Raw genomic sequence first — 18,953 nt, 5'->3', positions numbered from 1 at the left:
GGCGCGGGTCACACGCCGACGCCGTGCAGGAACGTCCTGACCACGAGCCGGGCCGCCACGCCGGGTTCCAGCGACGGCATCTCCTGGGCGACGGTGTGCAGCTGGGTCTGCAACACCCGCAACGACCAGCCGCCGGGCAGGCCGGACGCGATGACGCCCTCCCGTTCGACGCGGCGCAGGAAGGCGTCCATCCGCGCGTCGAGCTCCTCGCGCCGGTCGCGGATCGCCGGGTCGGTCACCGCGCGGATGTCGACCGGCCAGTCGCGGCTGAGCCGGATGCCGCCCTCGGCGAACGCCAGCAGCGCGTCGCGCACGGGGCGGTCGTCCAGGGTCGCGTCGATCAGCGCCGCCAGCCGGTCGAGCCGCGCGCGGTAGACCGCCAGCAGCAGCTCCTCGCGCGACTCGAAGCGCCGGTAGACGGTCCGCTTGTCGACACCCGCGGCCGCGGCGACGTCGCTGATCCGCGCGAGCGGGTCTGTCGAGAACACCCGCGCGGCCGCTCGCAGGACTGCTTCGACGTTGCGCGTGGCGTCGGCCCTCATCCGGATCAACGTACAGGGTGTCCACTGCGGATGGAGCCGGGCCGCAGCTTCGTCTCAATTCGTTGCGCGACAAGCAGTCCAGCGGGGGACAGGGTGAGCTTCTCCGGGTGGTCGCCCTCGCCCGCCACGAGGAACCGGTAGAGCGACGCGTGGCCCTCCAGCCGTTCGCGCAGTACGTCCGAGATGTCGCGATCGGCCGGGTAGACCGCCGGGATCGCCTCGTCGACCAGCTGCACGCGGATCCGGCGGCGTTCCGTCCTGGGCACGTACCAGGACGTGACCAGCAGCAACGTCAGGCCGAACACCAGTGCCGTGCCGATCACCGCCCGCCAGCCCCAGCCGGCCGGCCCGATCAGCAGCAGCACGTCGGCCAGCACGAGGTAGCCGATGCCGTAGATCACGGCCCAGCCCGCGGTCGCGGCGGCGGGCGGCTCGGCGCGTTCCGTGCCCCAGGCGCCCTCGACCCGGCGCCAGCGCTGCAGGGACTTGCCGCCGGACAACGCCATCCACAGCCCGAATGCTCCACAAAGGACGGATGCCGGGATCACCAGAGATGGCCGCAGGTGCAGCTCGAAACGCCACACGGCCCACGCGAGTCCCGCGACCGCCAGCACCACGGCCACCTGCTTCCAGCGCCGCCGCACGATCTCCAACGGCTTGAAGTCGGCCAGCACCGCCAACGGCGTGCGGATCGGCGACGGCAGCGACCCCAGCACCAGCAACGCCGTGACGACCAACGCCACCCCCGCCACCGTGACCGTGCCGGTCGTGATCTCCGCCCTGTCGCCCGGCAGTCGTTCGACCGCCGTGGCCACCAACGGGATCACCGGTGACAGCAGCACCAGCCCGTGCAGCAGGCTCCCGCTCCTCAGTGCGGCGTAACCGAAAGCGGCGAGCAACGACGCCGTGCCGACCGCCGCGCCCGGACCCGCCGCCCACGCCGGCAGCATCCCGAACAGCGCCATCACCACCAGCGCGCCGCCGACCGCGAGACCGAGGAGTCCCAGGAACTGCGCCAGGTTCCCGCCCCGCGTCAGCCCGGTGATCGTCCAGTACGGCAGCAGCGCCGCCCCGCGCACGACCCGCGTGACCGGGCGGACCGCGGCGATGCCCAGGCGTTCGGAGTCGGCGACCGTGACGGCGACGGCCGCGGCGGTGGCGGCCGTGCGGATCATCTGGTCGGACGCGGCTTCCTGGGTGAGGGGCTCGCGGCCGATCCCGGCGCGGTCGAACGCGTTGAGGGCGGACATGCCGAGCGTGACGGTGTGCTCCTGGGGATTCTCCAGGCGCCGCAACAGGTCCGCGTGCTCCTCCAGGAACAGCTCGCCGCGCGACCGCCGGTCCGCGCCGTCACCGCGGTCGGCGATGATCGCGGCGCGCAGCCGGGGCAGCTCCTCGCAGATGATCCGCCAGTGCAGGCCCCACGCGGCCAGCTCGGCGAGCTTCATCGACGACGGCGACAGCTCGCCGTCCGCCCGGTAGATGCCGGCGAGCTCCTCGGCGGCCGCGACGGCGCAGTCGGCCACCTGGATCGGCAGCTCCGGCCCGAACATGTCCGCGACGACCTCGTCGACCACGGCCTTCGCGCGTTCCTCCGGCGTGCGCTCGTCGCCCTCCGGCCGGCCGAGCAGGTCCATCCGGCGCAGCCGCCGCGGGTCGAACAGCACCCGGCACAGCATCGTGGCGCCGTCGAGCCGTCCCCAGATCCAGTCGTTGACCCGCCACGACCGCTTGAGGAACCCGGAGAACCGCGACAACGACGCGCCACCCGCCTTGTCGTCGGCGGTGACGGACTGCTGCGCGAACGCGTTGCGCGTCTGCAGCGACACCTGGACCAGCTCGACCGGCGTGTCCAGTCCCGTCGAGGCGTCGTCGGACAGGCAGGTGCCGGCGACCTCCAGCGCGAGCAGCCGCGACAGCCACCGCTCGTCGTCGGTCAGCCCGGCCTCCTGCCGCGTCGGCGGGGTCGAGAGGAGCGCGTGCCAGCACAGGAGGCCGCCGAGCCCGAGCCGGTGCTCGTCGAGGCCCGCGACCACCTGCCACGCCTCGCCGACGACCCGGCCGATCTGCGCGACCTGCGCCTTGACCTCCAGGCCGAGGTGCCCGTCGACCATCTGCTCGTGGTAGCTCGCGAGCCTGCCCGTCCAGTACTCCTGGCCGAGCGACTCCGCCGGCTCCCACGCGAACAGCTCGGTGCGCAGCCTGCGCAGCTCCGCGCGGACCTGGTGCAGCTCCCGGCGCGACCGGGCGATCGCGTCCGCCTCGCCGTCCGACGCGACCCACACGAGCCGCTTGAGCAGGTCGAGCGCCGACGCGCCGAGGCGTTCGGCCATCGAGATGCCCCACTCCCAGCCCATGTCCTCGCGGCACACGGTGTCCGGCAGCCTCACGCCCGGCACGTACGGCAGCACGCCGTGCTTCTTCTTCCAGTCGCGCTGCGCGGTCTCGGCGGCCCGGCGCGCCCGTTCGAACGACCAGTTGGCCGGGTTGCCCGCGGGCAGCGCGAACTGCTGCGCGGTCGCTTGACGGGCGGCCAGCCGGATCTCGACGTCCTCGTAGTGGCCGAAGAGCTTGTCCGCCAACGAGTACACCTCGTCGACGACGTTCTCCCCGCTCGCGTGCAACCGCTCCAGCAACGCCATGCGGCCGCCCCGGCTCGACGCGGCGCGGCGGTTGTGCTCCTCGATCTTCTCGACGTAGGTGCGGTTGGCCTGGCTGGACATCGCGCCCAGCAGCTTGGCGCCGGAGCTCACCGTCGTGAACCCGGCGGCGGACGTGTCGGCCCGCGGCTCCGACCCCAGCGGCTCGGCGTGCGGGAAGACGAGCAGCATGACGCGGCGAACGGGCCCGTCCGCCGGCATGCGGTCGATGGCTTCGAGCGCCTCCCTGGTCGGCGTGTTCACCAGGACCCCGCCGTCCACGGCGAACCGGCTGCGGTCCCCGCCGTTGGCCCAGCTCGCGACGTCCGCCATGTCCGGCCGGTCGGGCGTGCCCTGCCCGCCGACGGGGATGAAACTGGGCTCGAACGCGAACGGGAAGCTGGCACTGCTGCGCGCCGCCAGCGCGAGCTGCTGCACGCGGTCGGGCAGCGTCGCGCCCGCGAAGTCGTCGCGGGTGTCCTCGCTGACCCAGTCGTAGGGGTCGCGGCGGAACGAGAACGAGCCCTGGTGCACCGACTGCGTGAGCGGCTGCCCCAGGTCGTCGTAGGTGATCGTCGGAACGCCGCCCAGCAGGGTGGTCGTGATCCGCAGGTCGATCGGGCGCTCGTCGGGCCGGGTGGGCTCGAAGTCGGTGGTCAGCCTGGCCAGCGCTTCCTGCAGCCTGGGGTAGAAGAACTCGTCGCCCTTGAGCAGGCTCGCCGGCTGGCCGCGGAAGGGGGTGCGCAGCAGCTGTTCCATCCGGCCCTGCTCGGCCCAGAGGTCCCGCAGCCTGCTCAGGTCCGCCTTCTTGTTGACCTGGGACAGCGCCAGTGCCGCGCCGTTGATGCCGCCTGCGGAGGTGCCGGCGATCACGTCGGCTCTCGCTGTGCAGCCGACTTGGTCCAGCAGGGGTTGGTAGGTGCTGTTCGGCCTGGTCAGGCGGTCCAGTTCGAGGACCACGCCGCCCATCCAGACTGCGAGGCTCACGCCGCCGTTGAGGACTACGGCGAAGCGGACCTCTTCTCGCGACATGGACTGCTCCGGCATGTCGCACCACCCCCTCGGCGTCGATCTTCCTCTTGGGAAGAGGGGGTGTCGGCCGAACAGATGCAGTTGTTGCCTCGCGAGTTCCAGCGCGGTTCGGGCGAGTGCCCGCACCGGCGTGGTCGTGCGCCTCGGGCGAAAGACCGGTGTCCACCGCCGCTGCGTGAAGCGGCTACGCCGCCGGGTCGGACTTCAGGAACGGTCCCACTCGCTTGCGGGCGATCAGGACGCACACGGCGAACGTGATCACTGCTCCCGCGACGGCCTGCGGAACCGTGTAAGCGCGCCCGTCGAACGCCGACCCGGTGGGCGGCAGGATCACCGCGATCACGGCGGACGTCACCATCGCGAACATGCGGAACTTCGGGCCCACCACGGCCGTGGCCAGCGGGAGTGCCGCCCACAGGACGTACCAGGGTTGCAGGACCGGGCCGAGCACCAGGATCGCGCCCAGGGCCGCGCCCAGGCCGTTCATCGCCTTGATGCGGCCCTTGAAGCTGCGCCACAGCAGGCCGACGGTGATGACGACCGAGATGCCCTGGCCGATCAGACGGGTCAGCGCGATCATCGACTCGGTGTGGTTGCCGAGGCCGAGCAGGAGGCCGGTGCCGGCGCCCAGGAAGCCCAGTGCAGTCGGAGGCGACATCCAGGACTTGACGGTCGAGGCGACGTTCAGGGTCTCGACCCAGCCGAAGCCGAAGCCGGTGCCCAGGCAGATCACCACCACGCCGACCCCGGCTATCGCCGCCATCACCCCGGCCACGAGGGCGAGGTGCTTGATCTGGCCCCCCAGTTTGCGCGCCACCAGCACGCCGAGGAAGCCGAGTGCGGCCATCGCGGGGATCTTCACCATCGCGCCGCAGACGATGACGCCGGAGCCGAGGGCTATCCACGACCACTTCAGCGGTTCCAGGCCGCGCATCGCCAGCTCGAAACCGACCAGCATCAGGCCCAGGGCCAGGCCGTCGTTGTGCACGCCGATGACGATGTGGAACAGGACGAGCGGGTTCAGGGCGCCCAGCCACAGCGCGCCCACCGGGGGGACGCCGAAGCGGGCGGCCAGGCGGGGGAGGGCCCACACGATCATCGCCAGGCCGCACAGGACGAGCAGGCGGTGCACGAACACGCCGGACACGACGTGGTCGCCGGTCAGCATCGCGGTCAGGCGGCCGAAGGCGAGGAAGAGCGGGCCGTACGGCGCGGGGGTCTCGCGCCAGATGTTCGGCACGCCGCGGGTCAGGACGTGGTCGACGCCCAGTGCCGTGGCCGGGCCCAGCTCGTACGGGTCCTGGCCGCGGGCCGCGATCTCGCTCTGCGCGAGGTAGGAGTACACGTCGCGGGAGAACATCGGCACGCAGAAGACCAGCGGGACGGTCCACATCAGCAGCGTGCGGTCCATCTGGCTGCGGGAGACGAGACGTGACCTGCCCGGCCGCACGAACCGGCCGAGCGCGAGCCAGGCCGACACGATCATGAAGATGCCGGTCCAGACGACCCCCATCGCGACGCTGGGCATCCTCGAGAAGAGCCCGAGGACGGGCACGCCGTACAGCGGGGAGTAGATGGGCGCGGCGCCGCCGCCGAGAGAGCCCACGGTCAGCAGGAGGGCGCCGATGGTGCCCCAGCGGCGGACGATGTCCAGCTGGCGGCGCTCCCGGCCGTTCAGAGCGTCGCTCTGTGGAGTGGTGGTTCCGCCGTTCGTGGGCATGCGCGCAGAGTATCGAGCCACGTTCAGCCGTGAGTCAGGTCACCCTGTGACGGCGATCTTTGCGACCTCCGGCTAAATACGCAACACTGGTGTTGTGAAAAACGCCGAGACCCACCTTGACGCCGTGCCCCAGCACGACGGCAGGACTCGGCGTGCTGTCGCCAGGCTCCTCCTGGAGCAGGGCCCGGTCACCGCGGCAGCCGTCGCGGAGGAACTGGGAATCAGCCCCACGGCTGTGCGCCGACACATCGACGCACTGCTCGCGGACGGCGAGGCGACGACGAGGGACGCACCCCGCCGCACCCAGCGTGGCCGCGGCCGTCCCGCGAAGCTCTTCCTGCTGACTGACGCCGGACGCGCCCGGTTCGGCCACGCCTACGACGACCTCGCGGTCGCCGCGATCCGCTTCCTCGCCCAAACGGGTGGCGAAGAGGCGGTCAAGGCGTTCGCGCAAAGTCGTGTCGACGCGCTCGTGGACCGCCATCGGACGGCGATCGTGGCCCAGGCCACACCCGCCGAACGGGCGAAGGCCCTCGCGGCCGCGTTGACCAGGGAGGGTTACGCTGCGGCGGCACGTCACGTCGGCGTGGGCGAGCAGTTGTGCCAGCACCACTGCCCGGTAGCCCACGTGGCGGCTGAGTTCCCCCAGCTGTGCGAGACCGAGACGGAGACGTTCGCGAACCTCCTCGGAACCCACGTGCAGCGCCTCGCGACGATCGCAAGCGGCCACGCCGTGTGCACGACGCACATCCCGAACGTTCAACGGATCCCAGATGATGGAGGGGAGCCCGCATGACTGCCGCTGCCGAGCAGCGCACGCCCACCACGGTGCAGTCTCCGCTCACGCAGGAAGAGACCATCGCGTCTCTCGGCAACTACGAGTTCGGCTGGGCCGACTCGGACGCTGCCGGCGCGAGCGCCCGCCGAGGCCTCAGCGAGGATGTCGTCCGCGACATCTCGGCGAAGAAGAGCGAGCCCGAGTGGATGCTCGAGTACCGGTTGAAGGCGCTGAAGCTCTTCGACCTCAAGCCGATGCCGAGCTGGGGCGCTGACCTCTCTGGGATCGACTTCGACTCGATCAAGTACTTCGTGCGGTCCACGGAGAAGCAGGCCACCAGCTGGGAGGACCTGCCCGAGGACATCAAGAACACCTACGACAAGCTGGGCATCCCCGAGGCGGAGAAGCAGCGCCTCGTGGCCGGTGTCGCCGCCCAGTACGAGTCCGAGGTCGTCTACCACCAGATCCGCGAGGACCTGGAGCAGCAGGGCGTCCTCTTCCTGGACACGGACACGGCCCTGAAGGAGCAGCCGGAGCTCTTCAAGGAGTACTTCGGCTCGGTGATCCCGGCGGGTGACAACAAGTTCTCCGCGCTGAACGCCGCGACGTGGTCCGGCGGGTCGTTCATCTACGTCCCCAAGGGCGTGCACGTGGACATCCCGCTGCAGGCCTACTTCCGGATCAACACCGAGAACATGGGCCAGTTCGAGCGCACGCTGATCATCGTCGACGAGGGTGCCTACGTGCACTACGTCGAGGGCTGCACGGCGCCGATCTACTCCTCGGACTCGCTGCACTCGGCCGTCGTCGAGATCATCGTGAAGAAGGGCGGCCGCTGCCGCTACACGACGATCCAGAACTGGTCGAACAACGTCTACAACCTGGTCACCAAGCGCGCCAAGGCCGAAGAGGGCGCGACCATGGAGTGGGTCGACGGCAACATCGGCTCCAAGGTGACCATGAAGTACCCGGCCGTCTTCCTGATGGGCGAGCACGCCAAGGGCGAGGTCCTCTCGATCGCGTTCGCGGGCGAGGGACAGCACCAGGACGCCGGCGCCAAGATGGTCCACATGGCCCCGCACACCTCCTCGACCATCGTGTCGAAGTCGGTGGCGCGCGGCGGTGGCCGCACGTCGTACCGCGGCCTGGTCCAGGTCAACAAGCGGGCGCACCACTCGAAGTCCACGGTGAAGTGCGACGCGCTGCTGGTCGACACCATCAGCCGCTCGGACACCTACCCGTACGTCGACGTCCGCGAGGACGACGTCGCGATGGGTCACGAGGCCACGGTCTCGAAGGTCTCCGAGGACCAGCTGTTCTACCTGATGTCGCGCGGCCTGAACGAGGACGAGGCCATGGCGATGATCGTGCGCGGGTTCGTCGAGCCCATCGCGCGCGAGCTCCCCATGGAGTACGCCCTCGAGCTCAACCGCCTGATCGAACTGCAGATGGAAGGGGCCGTCGGCTGACATGGCCGCCCTGTCGACTCAACCTCACTCCCACGGAGCTGTCGTTCCCGTCGCCTCGCGCGCTGAGCACTTCACGTCGTACGACGTGGACGCGTTCGAGGTGCCGGGTGGCCGTGAGGAGATCTGGCGCTTCACGCCTCTCAAGCGTCTGGCCGGTCTGCACTCCGGCGCTGCGGCAACGGGTTCCGCTGCCGTCGAGGTGAACGCCGCCGCCGGTGTCACCGTCGAGACGGTCGGTCGTGACGACGACCGCCTCGGCGAGGCCGGCGTGCCCGGCGACCGCATCGCGGCGCAGGCGTACACGTCGTTCGAGCAGGCCACCGTCGTGACGCTGCCCGGCGACGCGAAGTCCGAGCCCACGACCGTCACCGTCACCGGTGCGGGCGAGGGGCAGGTCGCTTACGGCCACGTGCTGGTCAAGGCGTCGCAGTTCGCCGAGGGCACCGTCGTCGTCGACTACCGGGGTTCCGGCGCCTACGCCGAGAACGTCGAGTTCGTCGTCGCGGACGGCGCCCACCTCCAGGTGATCGCGATCCACGACTGGGCCGACGACGCGGTGCACGTCTCGCAGCACCACGTGAAGCTCGGGCGCGACGCGTCGATCAAGCACACCGTGGTGACGCTGGGCGGCGACGCCGTCCGCATCACGCCGGTCGTGCAGTACGCGGGCAAGGGCGGTGACGCGGAGCTGTTCGGCCTGTACTTCGCGGACGCCGGCCAGCACCAGGAGCACCGCCCGTTCATCGACCACTCGCAGCCCAACTGCCGCAGCAACGTGGTCTACAAGGGCGCGCTGCAGGGCGAGGGCGCGCACACCGTGTGGATCGGCGACGTGCTGATCCGCGTGGCGGCCGAGGGCACCGAGACGTTCGAGCTGAACCGCAACCTGGTGCTCACCGACGGCGCGCGCGCCGACTCGGTCCCCAACCTGGAGATCGAGACCGGCGAGATCGAGGGCGCGGGCCACGCCAGCGCCACCGGCCGGTTCGACGACGAGCAGCTGTTCTACCTGCAGGCGCGCGGTATCCCGGAGGACCAGGCGCGGCGGCTCGTCGTGCGCGGCTTCTTCCAGGAGCTCATCGCGAAGATCGCCGTCCCCGAGGTGCGCGAGCGCCTCGAGGCCGCCATCGAGGCAGAGCTCGAGGCGGTAGCTGCGTGAGCCGCGACGACGTGCTCTCCTCAGCGGAGGAGCAGTGATTCGAGTGTGTGCACTGTCCTCGTTGGACAACCGCAAGCCGTTGGCCGCCACCGTGGACGACGTCGACGTCGTCCTGGTGCGCGACGGCGAGCGGGTGCACGCACTCGCGGACCTGTGCTCGCACGCCGCGGTGTCGCTGAGCGAGGGCGAGGTCACCCGAAAGGGGATCGAGTGCTGGTTGCACGGGTCGTGCTTCGACCTGGAGACCGGCAAGCCCTCGTCGCCGCCCGCAAGCGAACCGGTCGACGTCTACGCCGTCGACATCCGTGACGGCGACGTCTTCGTCGACGTCACCGTCACCACGAACTGACTTAGCTAGACCACCAGGAGATTCAGCAGTCATGGCCACCCTTGAGATCAAGGACCTGCACGTCTCGGTCGTCAGCGAGGACGCTCCCAAGGAGATCCTCAAGGGCGTCGACCTGACGATCAAGGCCGGCGAGACGCACGCCATCATGGGCCCCAACGGCTCCGGCAAGTCCACGCTGTCCTACGCGATCGCCGGGCACCCGAAGTACACGATCACCTCGGGCACCGTCACGCTCGACGGTGAGGACGTCCTGGAGATGTCCGTCGACGAGCGCGCCCGCGCCGGCCTGTTCCTCGCCATGCAGTACCCGGTCGAGGTCCCCGGCGTCTCGATGTCGAACTTCCTGCGCACCGCCGCCACCGCCGTGCGCGGCGAGGCCCCGAACCTCCGCCACTGGGTGAAGGAGGTCAAGGGTGCGATGGCCGACCTCGACATCGACCCGGCGTTCGCCGAGCGCTCGGTGAACGAGGGCTTCTCCGGCGGTGAGAAGAAGCGCCACGAGATCCTGCAGCTGGGCCTGCTCCAGCCGAAGGTCGCGATCCTCGACGAGACCGACTCCGGTCTGGACGTCGACGCGCTGCGCGTCGTGTCCGAGGGCGTCAACCGCTACAAGGCCTCCGGTGAGGTCGGCGTCATGCTGATCACGCACTACACCCGGATCCTCAAGTACATCCAGCCGGACTTCGTGCACGTCTTCGCGAACGGCCGGATCGTCGAGTCCGGCGGCCGCGAGCTGGCCGACGTGCTCGAGTCCGAGGGTTACGTGAAGTACACCGGCAAGACGGAAGCCGCGGCACTGTCCTGACGGACCTGTGTTCAATTTCTGCGGTAGTTGAGAGGAGGCGCTGTGACCACCACCGCAGCACCACTGGACGTCACCGCCCTGAGGGCGGACTTCCCGATCCTGTCTCGCACCGTTCGTGACGGGAAGCGCCTGGTCTACCTGGACTCCGGCGCCACCTCGCAACGCCCGACGCAGGTTCTGGACGCCGAGAAGGCATTTCTGCAGCAGCACAACGCCGCTGTGCACCGAGGTGCCCACCAGCTCGCGGAGGAAGCGACCGACGCGTACGAGGGTGCGCGTCAGCGCATCGCGGACTTCGTCGGCGCCGACTTCGGCGAGCTGGTGTTCACCAAGAACGCCACCGAGGGCTTCAACCTCGTGGCGTACGCGATGGGCAACGCCGCGACCTCGGGTCCCGAGGCCGCGCGGTTCGTCGTGGGTCCCGGCGACGAGATCGTCGTGACCGAGATGGAGCACCACGCGAACCTCGTTCCGTGGCAGCAGCTCGCTGCCCGGACCGGCGCGACGCTGAAGTGGTTCAAGCTCTCCGCGGACGGTCGTCTCGACCTGTCCGATGTGGACAGCGTGATCACGCCGCGCGCCAAGGTGGTCGCGTTCACGCACCAGTCGAACGTCACCGGTGTCATCAACCCGGTCGACGTGCTCGTCGCGGCGGCGCGGAAGGTCGGCGCGCTGACGGTGCTGGACGCGTGCCAGTCCGTTCCGCACGGCCCGGTGGACTTCCGGAAGCTGGGCGTGGACTTCGCGTCGTTCTCCGGCCACAAGATGCTCGGCCCGTCCGGCATCGGTGTCCTCTACGGACGGCGCGAGCTGCTGGAGGCGTTGCCCCCCTTCATCACCGGCGGTTCGATGATCGAGCTGGTGAAGATGGAGGGCTCGACGTTCGCCCCGCCGCCGCAGCGCTTCGAGGCCGGTTCGCCGATGACGTCCCAGGCCGTCGGTCTGGGTGCCGCCGTCGACTACCTGTCGGTCGTGGGCATGGAACGCATCCACGCACACGAGCACGCGCTGACCGTCGCGGCGCTGGAAGGCCTGTCGTCCGTCAAGGGCGTCCGCCTGATCGGCCCGACCGACGCCGTGAACCGCGGCGGCGCCGTGCCGTTCGAGATCGAGGGCGTCCACCCGCACGACGCCGGCCAGGTGCTCGACAGCCTGGGCATCGCGGTGCGCGTCGGCCACCACTGCGCGTGGCCGCTGCACCGCTGCCTCAACGCCCAGTCGTCGGTGCGTGCGACGTTCTACCTGTACAACACGCTGGACGAGGTCGACGCGCTGGTCGACGGCGTCCGCGAGGCGCAGAAGTTCTTCGGGGTGGCCTGAGATGCAGCTCCAGCAGATGTACCAGGAGATCATCCTGGACCACTACAAGAACCCGCACGGCCGCGGCCTGCGCGACCCGTACGACGCCGAGTCGTTCCAGGTCAACCCGACCTGCGGCGACGAGGTGACGTTGCGCGTGCACGTCGCCGACGACGTGGTGCGGGACGTCTCGTACGAGGGCCAGGGCTGCTCGATCAGCCAGGCGTCGACCTCGGTGTTGACGGACCTGGTCGTGGGCAAGCCGGTGGGCGAGGCCCTCAAGAAGATGGACGCGTTCGTCGAGCTCATGCAGGGCCGCGGCCAGGTGGAGCCCGACGAGGACGTTCTCGAGGACGGCATCGCCTTCGCCGGTGTCGCGAAGTACCCGGCGCGCGTGAAGTGCGCGCTGCTGGGCTGGATGGCGTTCAAGGACGCAGTCGTACGAAGCCAGGGAGCAGCATGAGCACCGAAGATGTGGTCCGGGGAGCCGAAGGCATGCCGGTCTTCGAGCCCAAGGCTGACGTCGCCGCACTGGACGACGTGGAAGAGGCCATGCGCGACGTCGTGGACCCCGAGCTCGGGATCAACGTCGTCGACCTGGGCCTGGTCTACGACATCCACATCGACGACAAGAACGTCGCCACCATCGACATGACGCTGACCTCGGCGGCCTGCCCGCTGACGGACGTCATCGAGGACCAGACCCGCGCGGCCCTGACCGGCGGCGGGGCCGGCGGCCTGGTGGCGGACTTCCGCATCAACTGGGTGTGGATGCCGCCGTGGGGCCCGGAGAAGATCACCGACGACGGCCGCGAGCAGCTGCGCGCGCTGGGCTTCACCGTCTGAACCGGCTTTCATCAGAACGGCGCGCACTCTCTGACGGGGTGCGCGCCGTTCGCCGTTTCAGAGCAGCTCGTATCCGTCGGTGTTGGTCCAGTCAGAAGACGACCAGCTCGCGACCCGCACGACACACCGCACGGAGGTGATGAGCTCGTCCGGCAACTCGGCTGCCGCGGCGTAGGCGCTGACCCGCAACGGCATCGCCCCGTCCAGCCAGGAGACCTCGGCGACGGCGACAGGCGCACATGCGTCCACCAGCCGCACCAACTCCGGATGCCGCGCCCCATACCCGGTCACGCTCGAATCCAAACACAAATCCACCATCTGGAACACCGCGACCCGGCCGCTTAAATGCGTTGCACCGGCTCTCGGCGATCACCTAACTTGAACCCATCACAACCGACAGAGATCAACCGGAGGAAGACATGCTTGCCAAGGCGGAGCTTGCGGGATGGCGAATTCTCGCCCTCGTCGCCGGTGGTCTGCTGGCGCTGGCGTGGGGCTCCACGCCATGACCTGATCCCCAGGTCATGACCTCGGAGCCGCCCACGCGAGACGTGGGCGGTTTCTTTTTGCGCTCATTCGAACAATACCGACGAGCTTCGGAAGCGGAACTGCCTCCAAAACAGTTTCCCGAGGGTTCGACTCCTTCCGTCGGTGCGGCACGAAACAACGCGGTCGTGGTGAACTCGGCGGACACGCCGGTCTTCCAAACCGGAGCAGAGGGTTCGACGCCCTCCGGCCGCTCGCCCCTGTAGCCCAACGGAAGAGGCAACGCGCTCAGAACGCGTCCGGTCCAGGTTCGAATCCTGGTAGGGGTACGACACAACCGAACAAGGGGGACGCGCCGGCGCGCAGGTGATCCTTGCAAGATCGCCCCGGAGGGTTCGACACCCTCGTCTTCCACGCACGTCCCGTAGCTCAGCCCGGTGAGAGCGTCCGTCTGATACGCGGCAGGTCCCAGGTTCAAATCCTGGCGGGACGACCACGCTACAAAGAACACGTGGACCACATCAGCAGAGCCGTGTCGGCGGCCGGTGCGTTGTTCCTCGACGAGCGGGGACGCGTCCTGCTCGTCGAACCCACCTACAAGTCGCACTGGGAGATCCCGGGCGGCATGATCGAACACGGCGAGACGCCGACAGAGGCCTGCCGTCGCGAGGTCGAGGAAGAGCTCGGCCTGCACAGGGAACCCGGCCGCCTGCTCGTCGTCGACTGGGCGCCCAAGGACGGGCACGACCGGATCCTGTTCGTCTTCGACGGCGGCACGCTCGCCCCGGACGAGGACATCCGGCTCCAGGAAGAAGAGCTGAGGTCCTACGAGTTCGTGCCGCCGGACGAAGCCGGGCACCGCCTGGTCCCGCGACTCGCGCTCCGCCTCGCCGAAGCGTTGCGCGCCAAGGAGTCAGGCGACACCCGTTACCTCGAACACGGTCAGGCGTAGACGCGTTCCACGAACGCCGCCAGCTGGTCCTCCGGCAGGTGCCGGGCCAGGTCCGCCTCCGAGACCATGCCGACCAGCCGGTGGTCCTCGATCACCGGCACCCGCCGGATCTGGTTGTCCTCCATGGTCCTCAGCACCTGCGCCACCGAGTCCGAGGCGTCGACCCAGTGCACGTGGCAGCCGAACTCACCCGCGGTCGTCGTCTCCAGGTCCAGCTTGGCGGCGACGGCCCTGACCACGATGTCGCGGTCGGTGATGATGCCGTGCAGCCGGTCGTCCTTCCCGCAGATCGGCAGCGAGCCGACGTCGAGGTCCCGCATCATTCTCGCGGCCTCCACGAGACTCGCGTCCTCGCCCACGCACTGCACACCGGGGTGCATGATGTCGCGTGCTGTCGTCACGACGTCCTCCTTCCGGGGCTTCCCAGCATCCGCCCGTCCGGAGCGCCCCGCAGATCAGACCGGCGCGGTCTGCGCGACCAGCAGGCCCACCACGTCGTCCAGCCGGCCGCGGCGGGCGAACGCACGGCGTTGCCGCGCGGCACCCGTTCCGTCGAGCAGCAACCGGTCGATGCCGTCGCTCACCATCTGGTAGTCGCCGGTGAGCTCGAGCGCCGGGCGGATCCACCTCAGCAACGACGCCACGATCGTGGACATGGGTGTCGGCGACCCCGTCACCGGGTCGATGCCGAAACCCTCCAGACCGTCGCGCGCCGCACGCCACATAGCCACCTTCAGCAGGTGCGGCGGCGTTCTCGTCGCGACCGCGCCGGAACTCAGTGCGGTGGCGGCGATTCCGCGCACCAGCGCGGCCATCAGGACCGCTTCCTCCACGGTCGGCGCGACGTCGGAGACCCGCAGCTCCAGCGTGGGGTGGCGGGCGGAGAGCCGCACGTCCCAGTAGAGCATCCCCGCGTCGATCGCCGCGCCGCTCGCGACGATCTCCTCGCGTGCCGTGTAGTACTCGTCCGCGCTGTCGAAGTACGGCGGCACACCCGAAGTGGGCCAACGGTTCCAGACCACGTACCGCCAGCTCGCGTAGCCCGTGTCGCCGTCGAGCCAGTACGGCGAGTTCGCGCCCAGCGCCAGCAACGCCGGCAGCCACGGGCGCATGTGGTTGCTCACGAAGATCTTCGACTCGTCGTCGGGCAGACCGACGTGCACGTGGCAGCCGCAGATCGCGAGGTCGTTGGTCAGCGCTCCCATCTCCGCCGCCATCCGGTGGTAGCGCGGGGAGTTCGTCAACGGAGTGGGCATCGTCAGGCCCAGCACCGGCGTTCCGGTGGCGGCGAGCCGGGCGTCGTGACGGGCGGCCCGTTCGATCAACGTGCGGCGCGCGAGGGCCAGTTCCTCGCGCAGCTCGCCCATGTCCGTGCAGACGCCGCTGGCCGATTCCACCTGATATTGCGCGATTTCCGGCTGCAGGTCGACGTCGAACCGGTCCGCCCCTGTGAGCACTTCGTTGGCACGGTTGGCCAAATGGCCTGTGGAGGCTTCGACGAGCACGAACTCCTCTTCCACCCCAACGGTGAGAAGGCCTTCCACGCTCGTGCGTTGTGCTGGTACCGATTGAGTTCTGCCGCCGACCTGCACGCCGAACCTCCAGTGCACTGAGTAGCACCCTCGATGCTATGAGTGATCGAAGGGCCGCACAGGAGGCGTTCGGTTGTACCTGTTAACTCACCGCGCGTTGCGCGACACCACGGAGCACGTCACGCCGATCGCTGCCCGGCCGGCCCATCACCCAGCTGGATCCGGCGAGCGACTTCGCGTGCTCCTTCACTGGTGCCAGCAACCGCGATACCTCGCGATACGACCCCACTGATCCCGGGGCACAGATAAGGGTCGCAAGAGAGAGGGTCACGTGTCGTCCCTCCGCCGTGTATGGCTTGTCGAGCAGACGAGCACTCAGAGGCACCGTCTCGTCGAGCCCGGCGAGGAGGAGGAAGTCGTCACCGCCGACGTGCCCGACGTCCACGCCGGGGAACGCGTGCGCGAGGTCCGCCAGGTCGTGCCCGATCTCGCGGATCAGGTCGTCGCCCGCCGCGAAGCCGACCGTGTCGTTCACCAGCTTGAAGGCGTCCACGTCCAGCCACGAGATCGCGAAGATCTCGCCGGCCTCGATGCGCCGTTCCACTTCCTTCGCCACGGCGTCGCTGCCCGGCAGACGCGTGAGAGGGCTCAACGCGGCCGCCTGCTCAACCTTCAGCTCGGCGACGCCACGCACCACGTCCGCCACACGGACAACGCCCATGCATCGCTCGTTGTGATCCACGAGGATGAGGTCGTCGTTGGTGCGCTCACGGTTCGCACCGGCCACCACGTCCAGAAGGTCGAGCGCCGACGCCTCCGTGTCGATGATGTGCGGCTTGTCCGCGAGACGCGCCGCCTCGCGCTTGGCGTGCAACGCATGCCCGTACGGCCCGGTGACCGCGAGCAGGAACCGGTTGCGGTCCACCGACCACCGCGGGCGCCCCTCGTCGTCGACCAGCACGACACCGGTGATCGACGGCTGCGTCGCGAACACCTCGCGCACCTCGTCGCTCGTGGCGTGCTCGGGCAACGTCGTCGCGGGGTGCAGGAAGTCCGTGACCCTGGGACCGGTGGTGCTGCGCCGGATCTCGCCGGTCTCCGTGACGGCCTCCGGCGCGATCCGGGCGTTCACGGCCGGTCGCCGTTGCGGGGGAGCGAGGTACCTGCCCTGCGCGTGCCCCACGCCCAGCTTGCGCAGGTACGTCAGCTCGGCCTCGGTCTCGACGCCCTCGGCGACGACCTGACCGCCCGTGTACTCGCCGAGGTGCACCAACGACCGCACCAGCGCGCCCCGCGCGGCGTCGTCGGGCAGCGAGCGGACGATCTCCCGGTCGAGCTTGATGAAGTCGGGGGAGGCGCTGGTCAGCAGGCCGAGCGGCACGTCGCCCTCGCCCACGCAGTCGAGCGCGATGCGGAAACCGTTGTTGCGCAACGTCTGCAACCCGCGCGCCAGCCGGCCGCGGTGGGCCCGCGAGTACGGCTCGCCGATCTCGATGACGACGCTGTCGTGGGAGCGCCGGGCGTCCCGCAGCGCGCCGTAGAGCGGGCCCATGACCTCGGGCTTGTCCGCGACCGTGATCGCCAGCAGGTTCACGTGCAGCGGCAGCATCAGGTCGAAGTCGGCGGCGGACCGGACGGCGCGGCAGGCGAGACCGACGTCGGCGTTGGTCAGCAGGCCGGCCTGGAAGGCGGCTTGGAGCAGATCCTGCACGCTGCCGTCGTGCGGCCGGGCCAGGGCCTCCACCGCGACGACGCCCCCGGTGTTCAGGTTGAACAGCGGCTGGAAGGCGAACCTGACGTCATCCAGCAATGCGGGCACGCCATTTATCGTGCCGGTGCGAACGAGTTGTCACCAAGGGGGTTCACCAGGTGTTCACGCTCCCGGCGACGAGCCGCCACGGTGCGGCTGCGCTCGGTGATCCGCTGGTCACGCTGGGGGTCCGCTCAAAAGATCAGCTTTGTCCTGAGCCAGCGCGGCGCGATCCGGAACAAAGCAGTCATCGCCGCCACCATTCCTTTCACGTCCTCCCGGCCGGAGAGGTAGGCGCGCTGATGATTCGCGTCGAGCTGGAAAAAGACCTCGAAGAAGTCCCGCGTCTCGTCGGCGTCCATCCGCAGCAGCACCTCCAGACCGCGGCGGCGCATGGCGTGCACGATCCGCGCCTTCCTGGACCAGATGACGCGCTGCGGGTCCTCGCCCGCCTTGACCGCCTGGGCGACCTTCGGCGCGAGCGTCAGAGAGGTCGCCACGCTGTACCCGGTGGCGGGATGGATGAAGCCCGCACTCGCACCGAACGCGAGACCGTCGGCCTTGGGAGCGTCGAGCGGGAAGCGCACCCGCTCCTCCTCGGGACCGGGAGCGATCCTCGCGTGGAGCCGGCGGCGGAGCTCGTCGAGCGGCGTGGCGGGCCGGCCCGCCAGACAGGTCTCCTCCACGAGCACGCGGTTGTCGCCCAGAGGAACCGTGTAGAGGAACGAGTCGCCGTTGCGCCAGTCCATCAGCGTCGTCTCTGTGCAGTCCGACTCGATGACCGTTCCTACGGCCGTTTGCTCGGCCCGGCCCTTGCGCGCGCCCGTGGCGTTGAACGTGTAGCGCGCGTCGGCTGGCCGTGGGAGGACGGTGACCGAGTCCGGGAGAGCGTGCAGACGCGCGTTGTCGAGGATGACGTACTCACGCGGGATCAGATGCTCTTCGCGCGCGAAGACGCGAACCACCGTGCTCGTGACTTTGGTGGGGGTGCCGTGGGGGAGCTCGTCGGCCCACGCACCGTAGGTCGCCGCCCAGACGCGTTCCGGCTGACGGTCGACTATCGCCGTGTCGAGACCTTCTTCCGCACACGCACGTGCGAGCGCGCGCCCAGCCGGGCCGCCACCGACCACCAGAACGTCGAACATGGCTCAATGATCGGCGGTGCGGACGAGGCCCACCGAATGAAGCACGGCTGTTCGGAGGGACGTGGGTCACATCGTCACGGCCCAACCGGGGTGCAAGCGTCCTGCCGGGTGGCAAACGACCAGTTCAGCAGCGGTGCGAGGGGGTGGGTACCCCCCGATTTGGAGATCGAAACAGGCCCGTGTAATGTTCTCCATGTCAGAGCGAAGCGGGCCGGAAATGCAAACCGGAACGAGCCTGACAAAGCCGGAAGACAGAAGGGCCTCTGAGAGGCCGATTTGACACCGGCAAGCGAGACCAAATAAGCTTCAGCAACACAAGCCCCGGAAGTAAGTCAGCGAAAAGCTGATGTGACTGCGGTGAGCGCGTGTTCTTTGAGAACTCAACAGCGTGCCGAAACACAGCCAGTAATATGAATACTCCTCGTCAGGAGTATTCCTTTGAGTAGTTTT

Annotated in this window: 17 protein-coding genes and 3 tRNA genes; 12 read left to right on the top strand and 8 right to left on the bottom strand. The window is 69.3% G+C overall.

Annotated features, from left to right (window positions below):
* Positions 1-8: 8 nt before the first annotated feature.
* The 3 genes from ACFWV3_RS41170 to mptB all read right to left on the bottom strand — a co-directional run bounded on the left by ACFWV3_RS41170 (position 9) and on the right by mptB (position 5,933).
* A complete protein-coding gene (locus ACFWV3_RS41170) occupies positions 9-542 on the bottom strand; it encodes a TetR/AcrR family transcriptional regulator (RefSeq protein WP_382419380.1) in 534 nt (177 codons plus the stop codon).
* 5 nt (positions 543-547) lie between these two features.
* Complete coding sequence (locus ACFWV3_RS41165; RefSeq protein ID WP_382419379.1) at positions 548-4,228, bottom strand: patatin-like protein; 3,681 nt, start codon at positions 4,226-4,228, stop codon at positions 548-550.
* A 169-nt stretch (positions 4,229-4,397) separates the two neighbouring features.
* Positions 4,398-5,933, bottom strand: a complete 1,536-nt coding sequence (gene mptB, locus ACFWV3_RS41160; RefSeq protein ID WP_382419377.1) for a polyprenol phosphomannose-dependent alpha 1,6 mannosyltransferase MptB — start codon at positions 5,931-5,933, stop codon at positions 4,398-4,400.
* Positions 5,934-6,057: 124 nt separating this feature from the next.
* Here mptB and ACFWV3_RS41155 point away from each other — a divergent pair, with 124 nt between their 5' ends.
* Genes ACFWV3_RS41155 through ACFWV3_RS41120 form a run of 8 tightly spaced genes read left to right on the top strand, consistent with a single transcriptional unit; the run spans position 6,058 to position 12,638 of the window.
* Positions 6,058-6,729 carry a helix-turn-helix transcriptional regulator gene (locus ACFWV3_RS41155; protein WP_382419376.1) on the top strand — a complete coding sequence of 224 codons (672 nt, stop codon included), beginning with the start codon at positions 6,058-6,060 and terminating at the stop codon, positions 6,727-6,729.
* Positions 6,726-8,180, top strand: coding sequence for a Fe-S cluster assembly protein SufB (gene sufB / locus ACFWV3_RS41150; RefSeq protein ID WP_253324097.1), 1,455 nt, complete (start codon positions 6,726-6,728; stop codon positions 8,178-8,180). Before ACFWV3_RS41155 ends, sufB begins: the two co-directional genes overlap by 4 nt.
* A gap of 1 nt (position 8,181) precedes the next feature.
* A complete protein-coding gene (gene sufD, locus ACFWV3_RS41145) occupies positions 8,182-9,339 on the top strand; it encodes a Fe-S cluster assembly protein SufD (protein WP_382419375.1) in 1,158 nt (385 codons plus the stop codon).
* A gap of 34 nt (positions 9,340-9,373) precedes the next feature.
* A complete protein-coding gene (locus ACFWV3_RS41140) occupies positions 9,374-9,688 on the top strand; it encodes a non-heme iron oxygenase ferredoxin subunit (protein WP_382419374.1) in 315 nt (104 codons plus the stop codon).
* Between the two features lie 31 nt (positions 9,689-9,719).
* Positions 9,720-10,493, top strand: a complete 774-nt coding sequence (gene sufC / locus ACFWV3_RS41135) for a Fe-S cluster assembly ATPase SufC (protein ID WP_266041288.1) — start codon at positions 9,720-9,722, stop codon at positions 10,491-10,493.
* A 42-nt stretch (positions 10,494-10,535) separates the two neighbouring features.
* Positions 10,536-11,813, top strand: coding sequence for a cysteine desulfurase (locus ACFWV3_RS41130; protein ID WP_382419373.1), 1,278 nt, complete (start codon positions 10,536-10,538; stop codon positions 11,811-11,813).
* A 1-nt stretch (position 11,814) separates the two neighbouring features.
* A complete protein-coding gene (gene sufU, locus ACFWV3_RS41125) occupies positions 11,815-12,255 on the top strand; it encodes a Fe-S cluster assembly sulfur transfer protein SufU (protein WP_382419372.1) in 441 nt (146 codons plus the stop codon).
* The gene (locus ACFWV3_RS41120) at positions 12,252-12,638 is read left to right on the top strand and encodes a metal-sulfur cluster assembly factor (protein ID WP_382419371.1); all 387 of its coding nucleotides are present in this window, start codon (positions 12,252-12,254) and stop codon (positions 12,636-12,638) included. The genes sufU and ACFWV3_RS41120 overlap by 4 nt, the downstream gene beginning before the upstream one ends.
* Positions 12,639-12,695: 57 nt before the next feature.
* Here the strand turns inward: ACFWV3_RS41120 and ACFWV3_RS41115 are convergent, their stop codons facing one another.
* Entirely contained in the window at positions 12,696-12,929 is a 234-nt protein-coding gene (locus tag ACFWV3_RS41115) for a hypothetical protein (protein WP_382419369.1), read from the bottom strand.
* A 377-nt stretch (positions 12,930-13,306) separates the two neighbouring features.
* Between ACFWV3_RS41115 and ACFWV3_RS41110 the strand changes: the two genes are divergently transcribed.
* From ACFWV3_RS41110 to ACFWV3_RS41095, 4 genes are all read left to right on the top strand, one after another.
* A tRNA-Gly gene (locus ACFWV3_RS41110) sits at positions 13,307-13,379 on the top strand.
* A gap of 1 nt (position 13,380) precedes the next feature.
* Positions 13,381-13,453: transfer RNA gene (locus ACFWV3_RS41105), tRNA-Leu, on the top strand.
* An 89-nt stretch (positions 13,454-13,542) separates the two neighbouring features.
* A tRNA-Ile gene (locus ACFWV3_RS41100) sits at positions 13,543-13,620 on the top strand.
* Positions 13,621-13,635: 15 nt separating this feature from the next.
* The gene (locus ACFWV3_RS41095) at positions 13,636-14,076 is read left to right on the top strand and encodes an NUDIX domain-containing protein (protein WP_382419368.1); all 441 of its coding nucleotides are present in this window, start codon (positions 13,636-13,638) and stop codon (positions 14,074-14,076) included.
* Here ACFWV3_RS41095 and ACFWV3_RS41090 read toward each other — a convergent pair.
* The 4 genes from ACFWV3_RS41090 to ACFWV3_RS41075 form a co-directional block, all read right to left on the bottom strand.
* Positions 14,067-14,477, bottom strand: a complete 411-nt coding sequence (locus ACFWV3_RS41090; RefSeq protein WP_382419367.1) for a CBS domain-containing protein — start codon at positions 14,475-14,477, stop codon at positions 14,067-14,069. The genes ACFWV3_RS41095 and ACFWV3_RS41090 overlap by 10 nt on opposite strands.
* Positions 14,478-14,531: 54 nt before the next feature.
* Positions 14,532-15,596 carry a glutamate--cysteine ligase gene (locus tag ACFWV3_RS41085; protein WP_382419366.1) on the bottom strand — a complete coding sequence of 355 codons (1,065 nt, stop codon included), beginning with the start codon at positions 15,594-15,596 and terminating at the stop codon, positions 14,532-14,534.
* Positions 15,597-15,750: 154 nt separating this feature from the next.
* A complete protein-coding gene (locus ACFWV3_RS41080) occupies positions 15,751-17,427 on the bottom strand; it encodes a GGDEF domain-containing protein (RefSeq protein WP_382419365.1) in 1,677 nt (558 codons plus the stop codon).
* A 125-nt stretch (positions 17,428-17,552) separates the two neighbouring features.
* Positions 17,553-18,503, bottom strand: a complete 951-nt coding sequence (locus ACFWV3_RS41075; RefSeq protein WP_382419364.1) for a lycopene cyclase family protein — start codon at positions 18,501-18,503, stop codon at positions 17,553-17,555.
* Positions 18,504-18,953: the final 450 nt, after the last annotated feature.

The sequence above is a fragment of the Lentzea sp. NPDC059081 genome (assembly GCF_042738015.1).
Classification (GTDB): domain Bacteria; phylum Actinomycetota; class Actinomycetes; order Mycobacteriales; family Pseudonocardiaceae; genus Lentzea.
Note: the sequence above shows the minus strand (reverse complement) of the source record. Positions and strands in the feature narration are given on the sequence as shown.

Bases quoted from the DNA above. Each gene is read 5' to 3' on its own strand.
- ACFWV3_RS41170 (WP_382419380.1), bottom strand. From the start codon at position 542: ATGAGGGCCGACGCCACGCGCAACGTCGAAGCAGTCCTGCGAGCGGCC.
- ACFWV3_RS41165 (WP_382419379.1), bottom strand. From the start codon at position 4,228: ATGCCGGAGCAGTCCATGTCGCGAGAAGAGGTCCGCTTCGCCGTAGTC.
- mptB (WP_382419377.1), bottom strand. From the start codon at position 5,933: ATGCCCACGAACGGCGGAACCACCACTCCACAGAGCGACGCTCTGAAC.
- sufB (WP_253324097.1), top strand. From the start codon at position 6,726: ATGACTGCCGCTGCCGAGCAGCGCACGCCCACCACGGTGCAGTCTCCG.
- sufD (WP_382419375.1), top strand. From the start codon at position 8,182: ATGGCCGCCCTGTCGACTCAACCTCACTCCCACGGAGCTGTCGTTCCC.
- sufC (WP_266041288.1), top strand. From the start codon at position 9,720: ATGGCCACCCTTGAGATCAAGGACCTGCACGTCTCGGTCGTCAGCGAG.
- sufU (WP_382419372.1), top strand. From the start codon at position 11,815: ATGCAGCTCCAGCAGATGTACCAGGAGATCATCCTGGACCACTACAAG.
- ACFWV3_RS41120 (WP_382419371.1), top strand. From the start codon at position 12,252: ATGAGCACCGAAGATGTGGTCCGGGGAGCCGAAGGCATGCCGGTCTTC.
- ACFWV3_RS41075 (WP_382419364.1), bottom strand. From the start codon at position 18,503: ATGTTCGACGTTCTGGTGGTCGGTGGCGGCCCGGCTGGGCGCGCGCTC.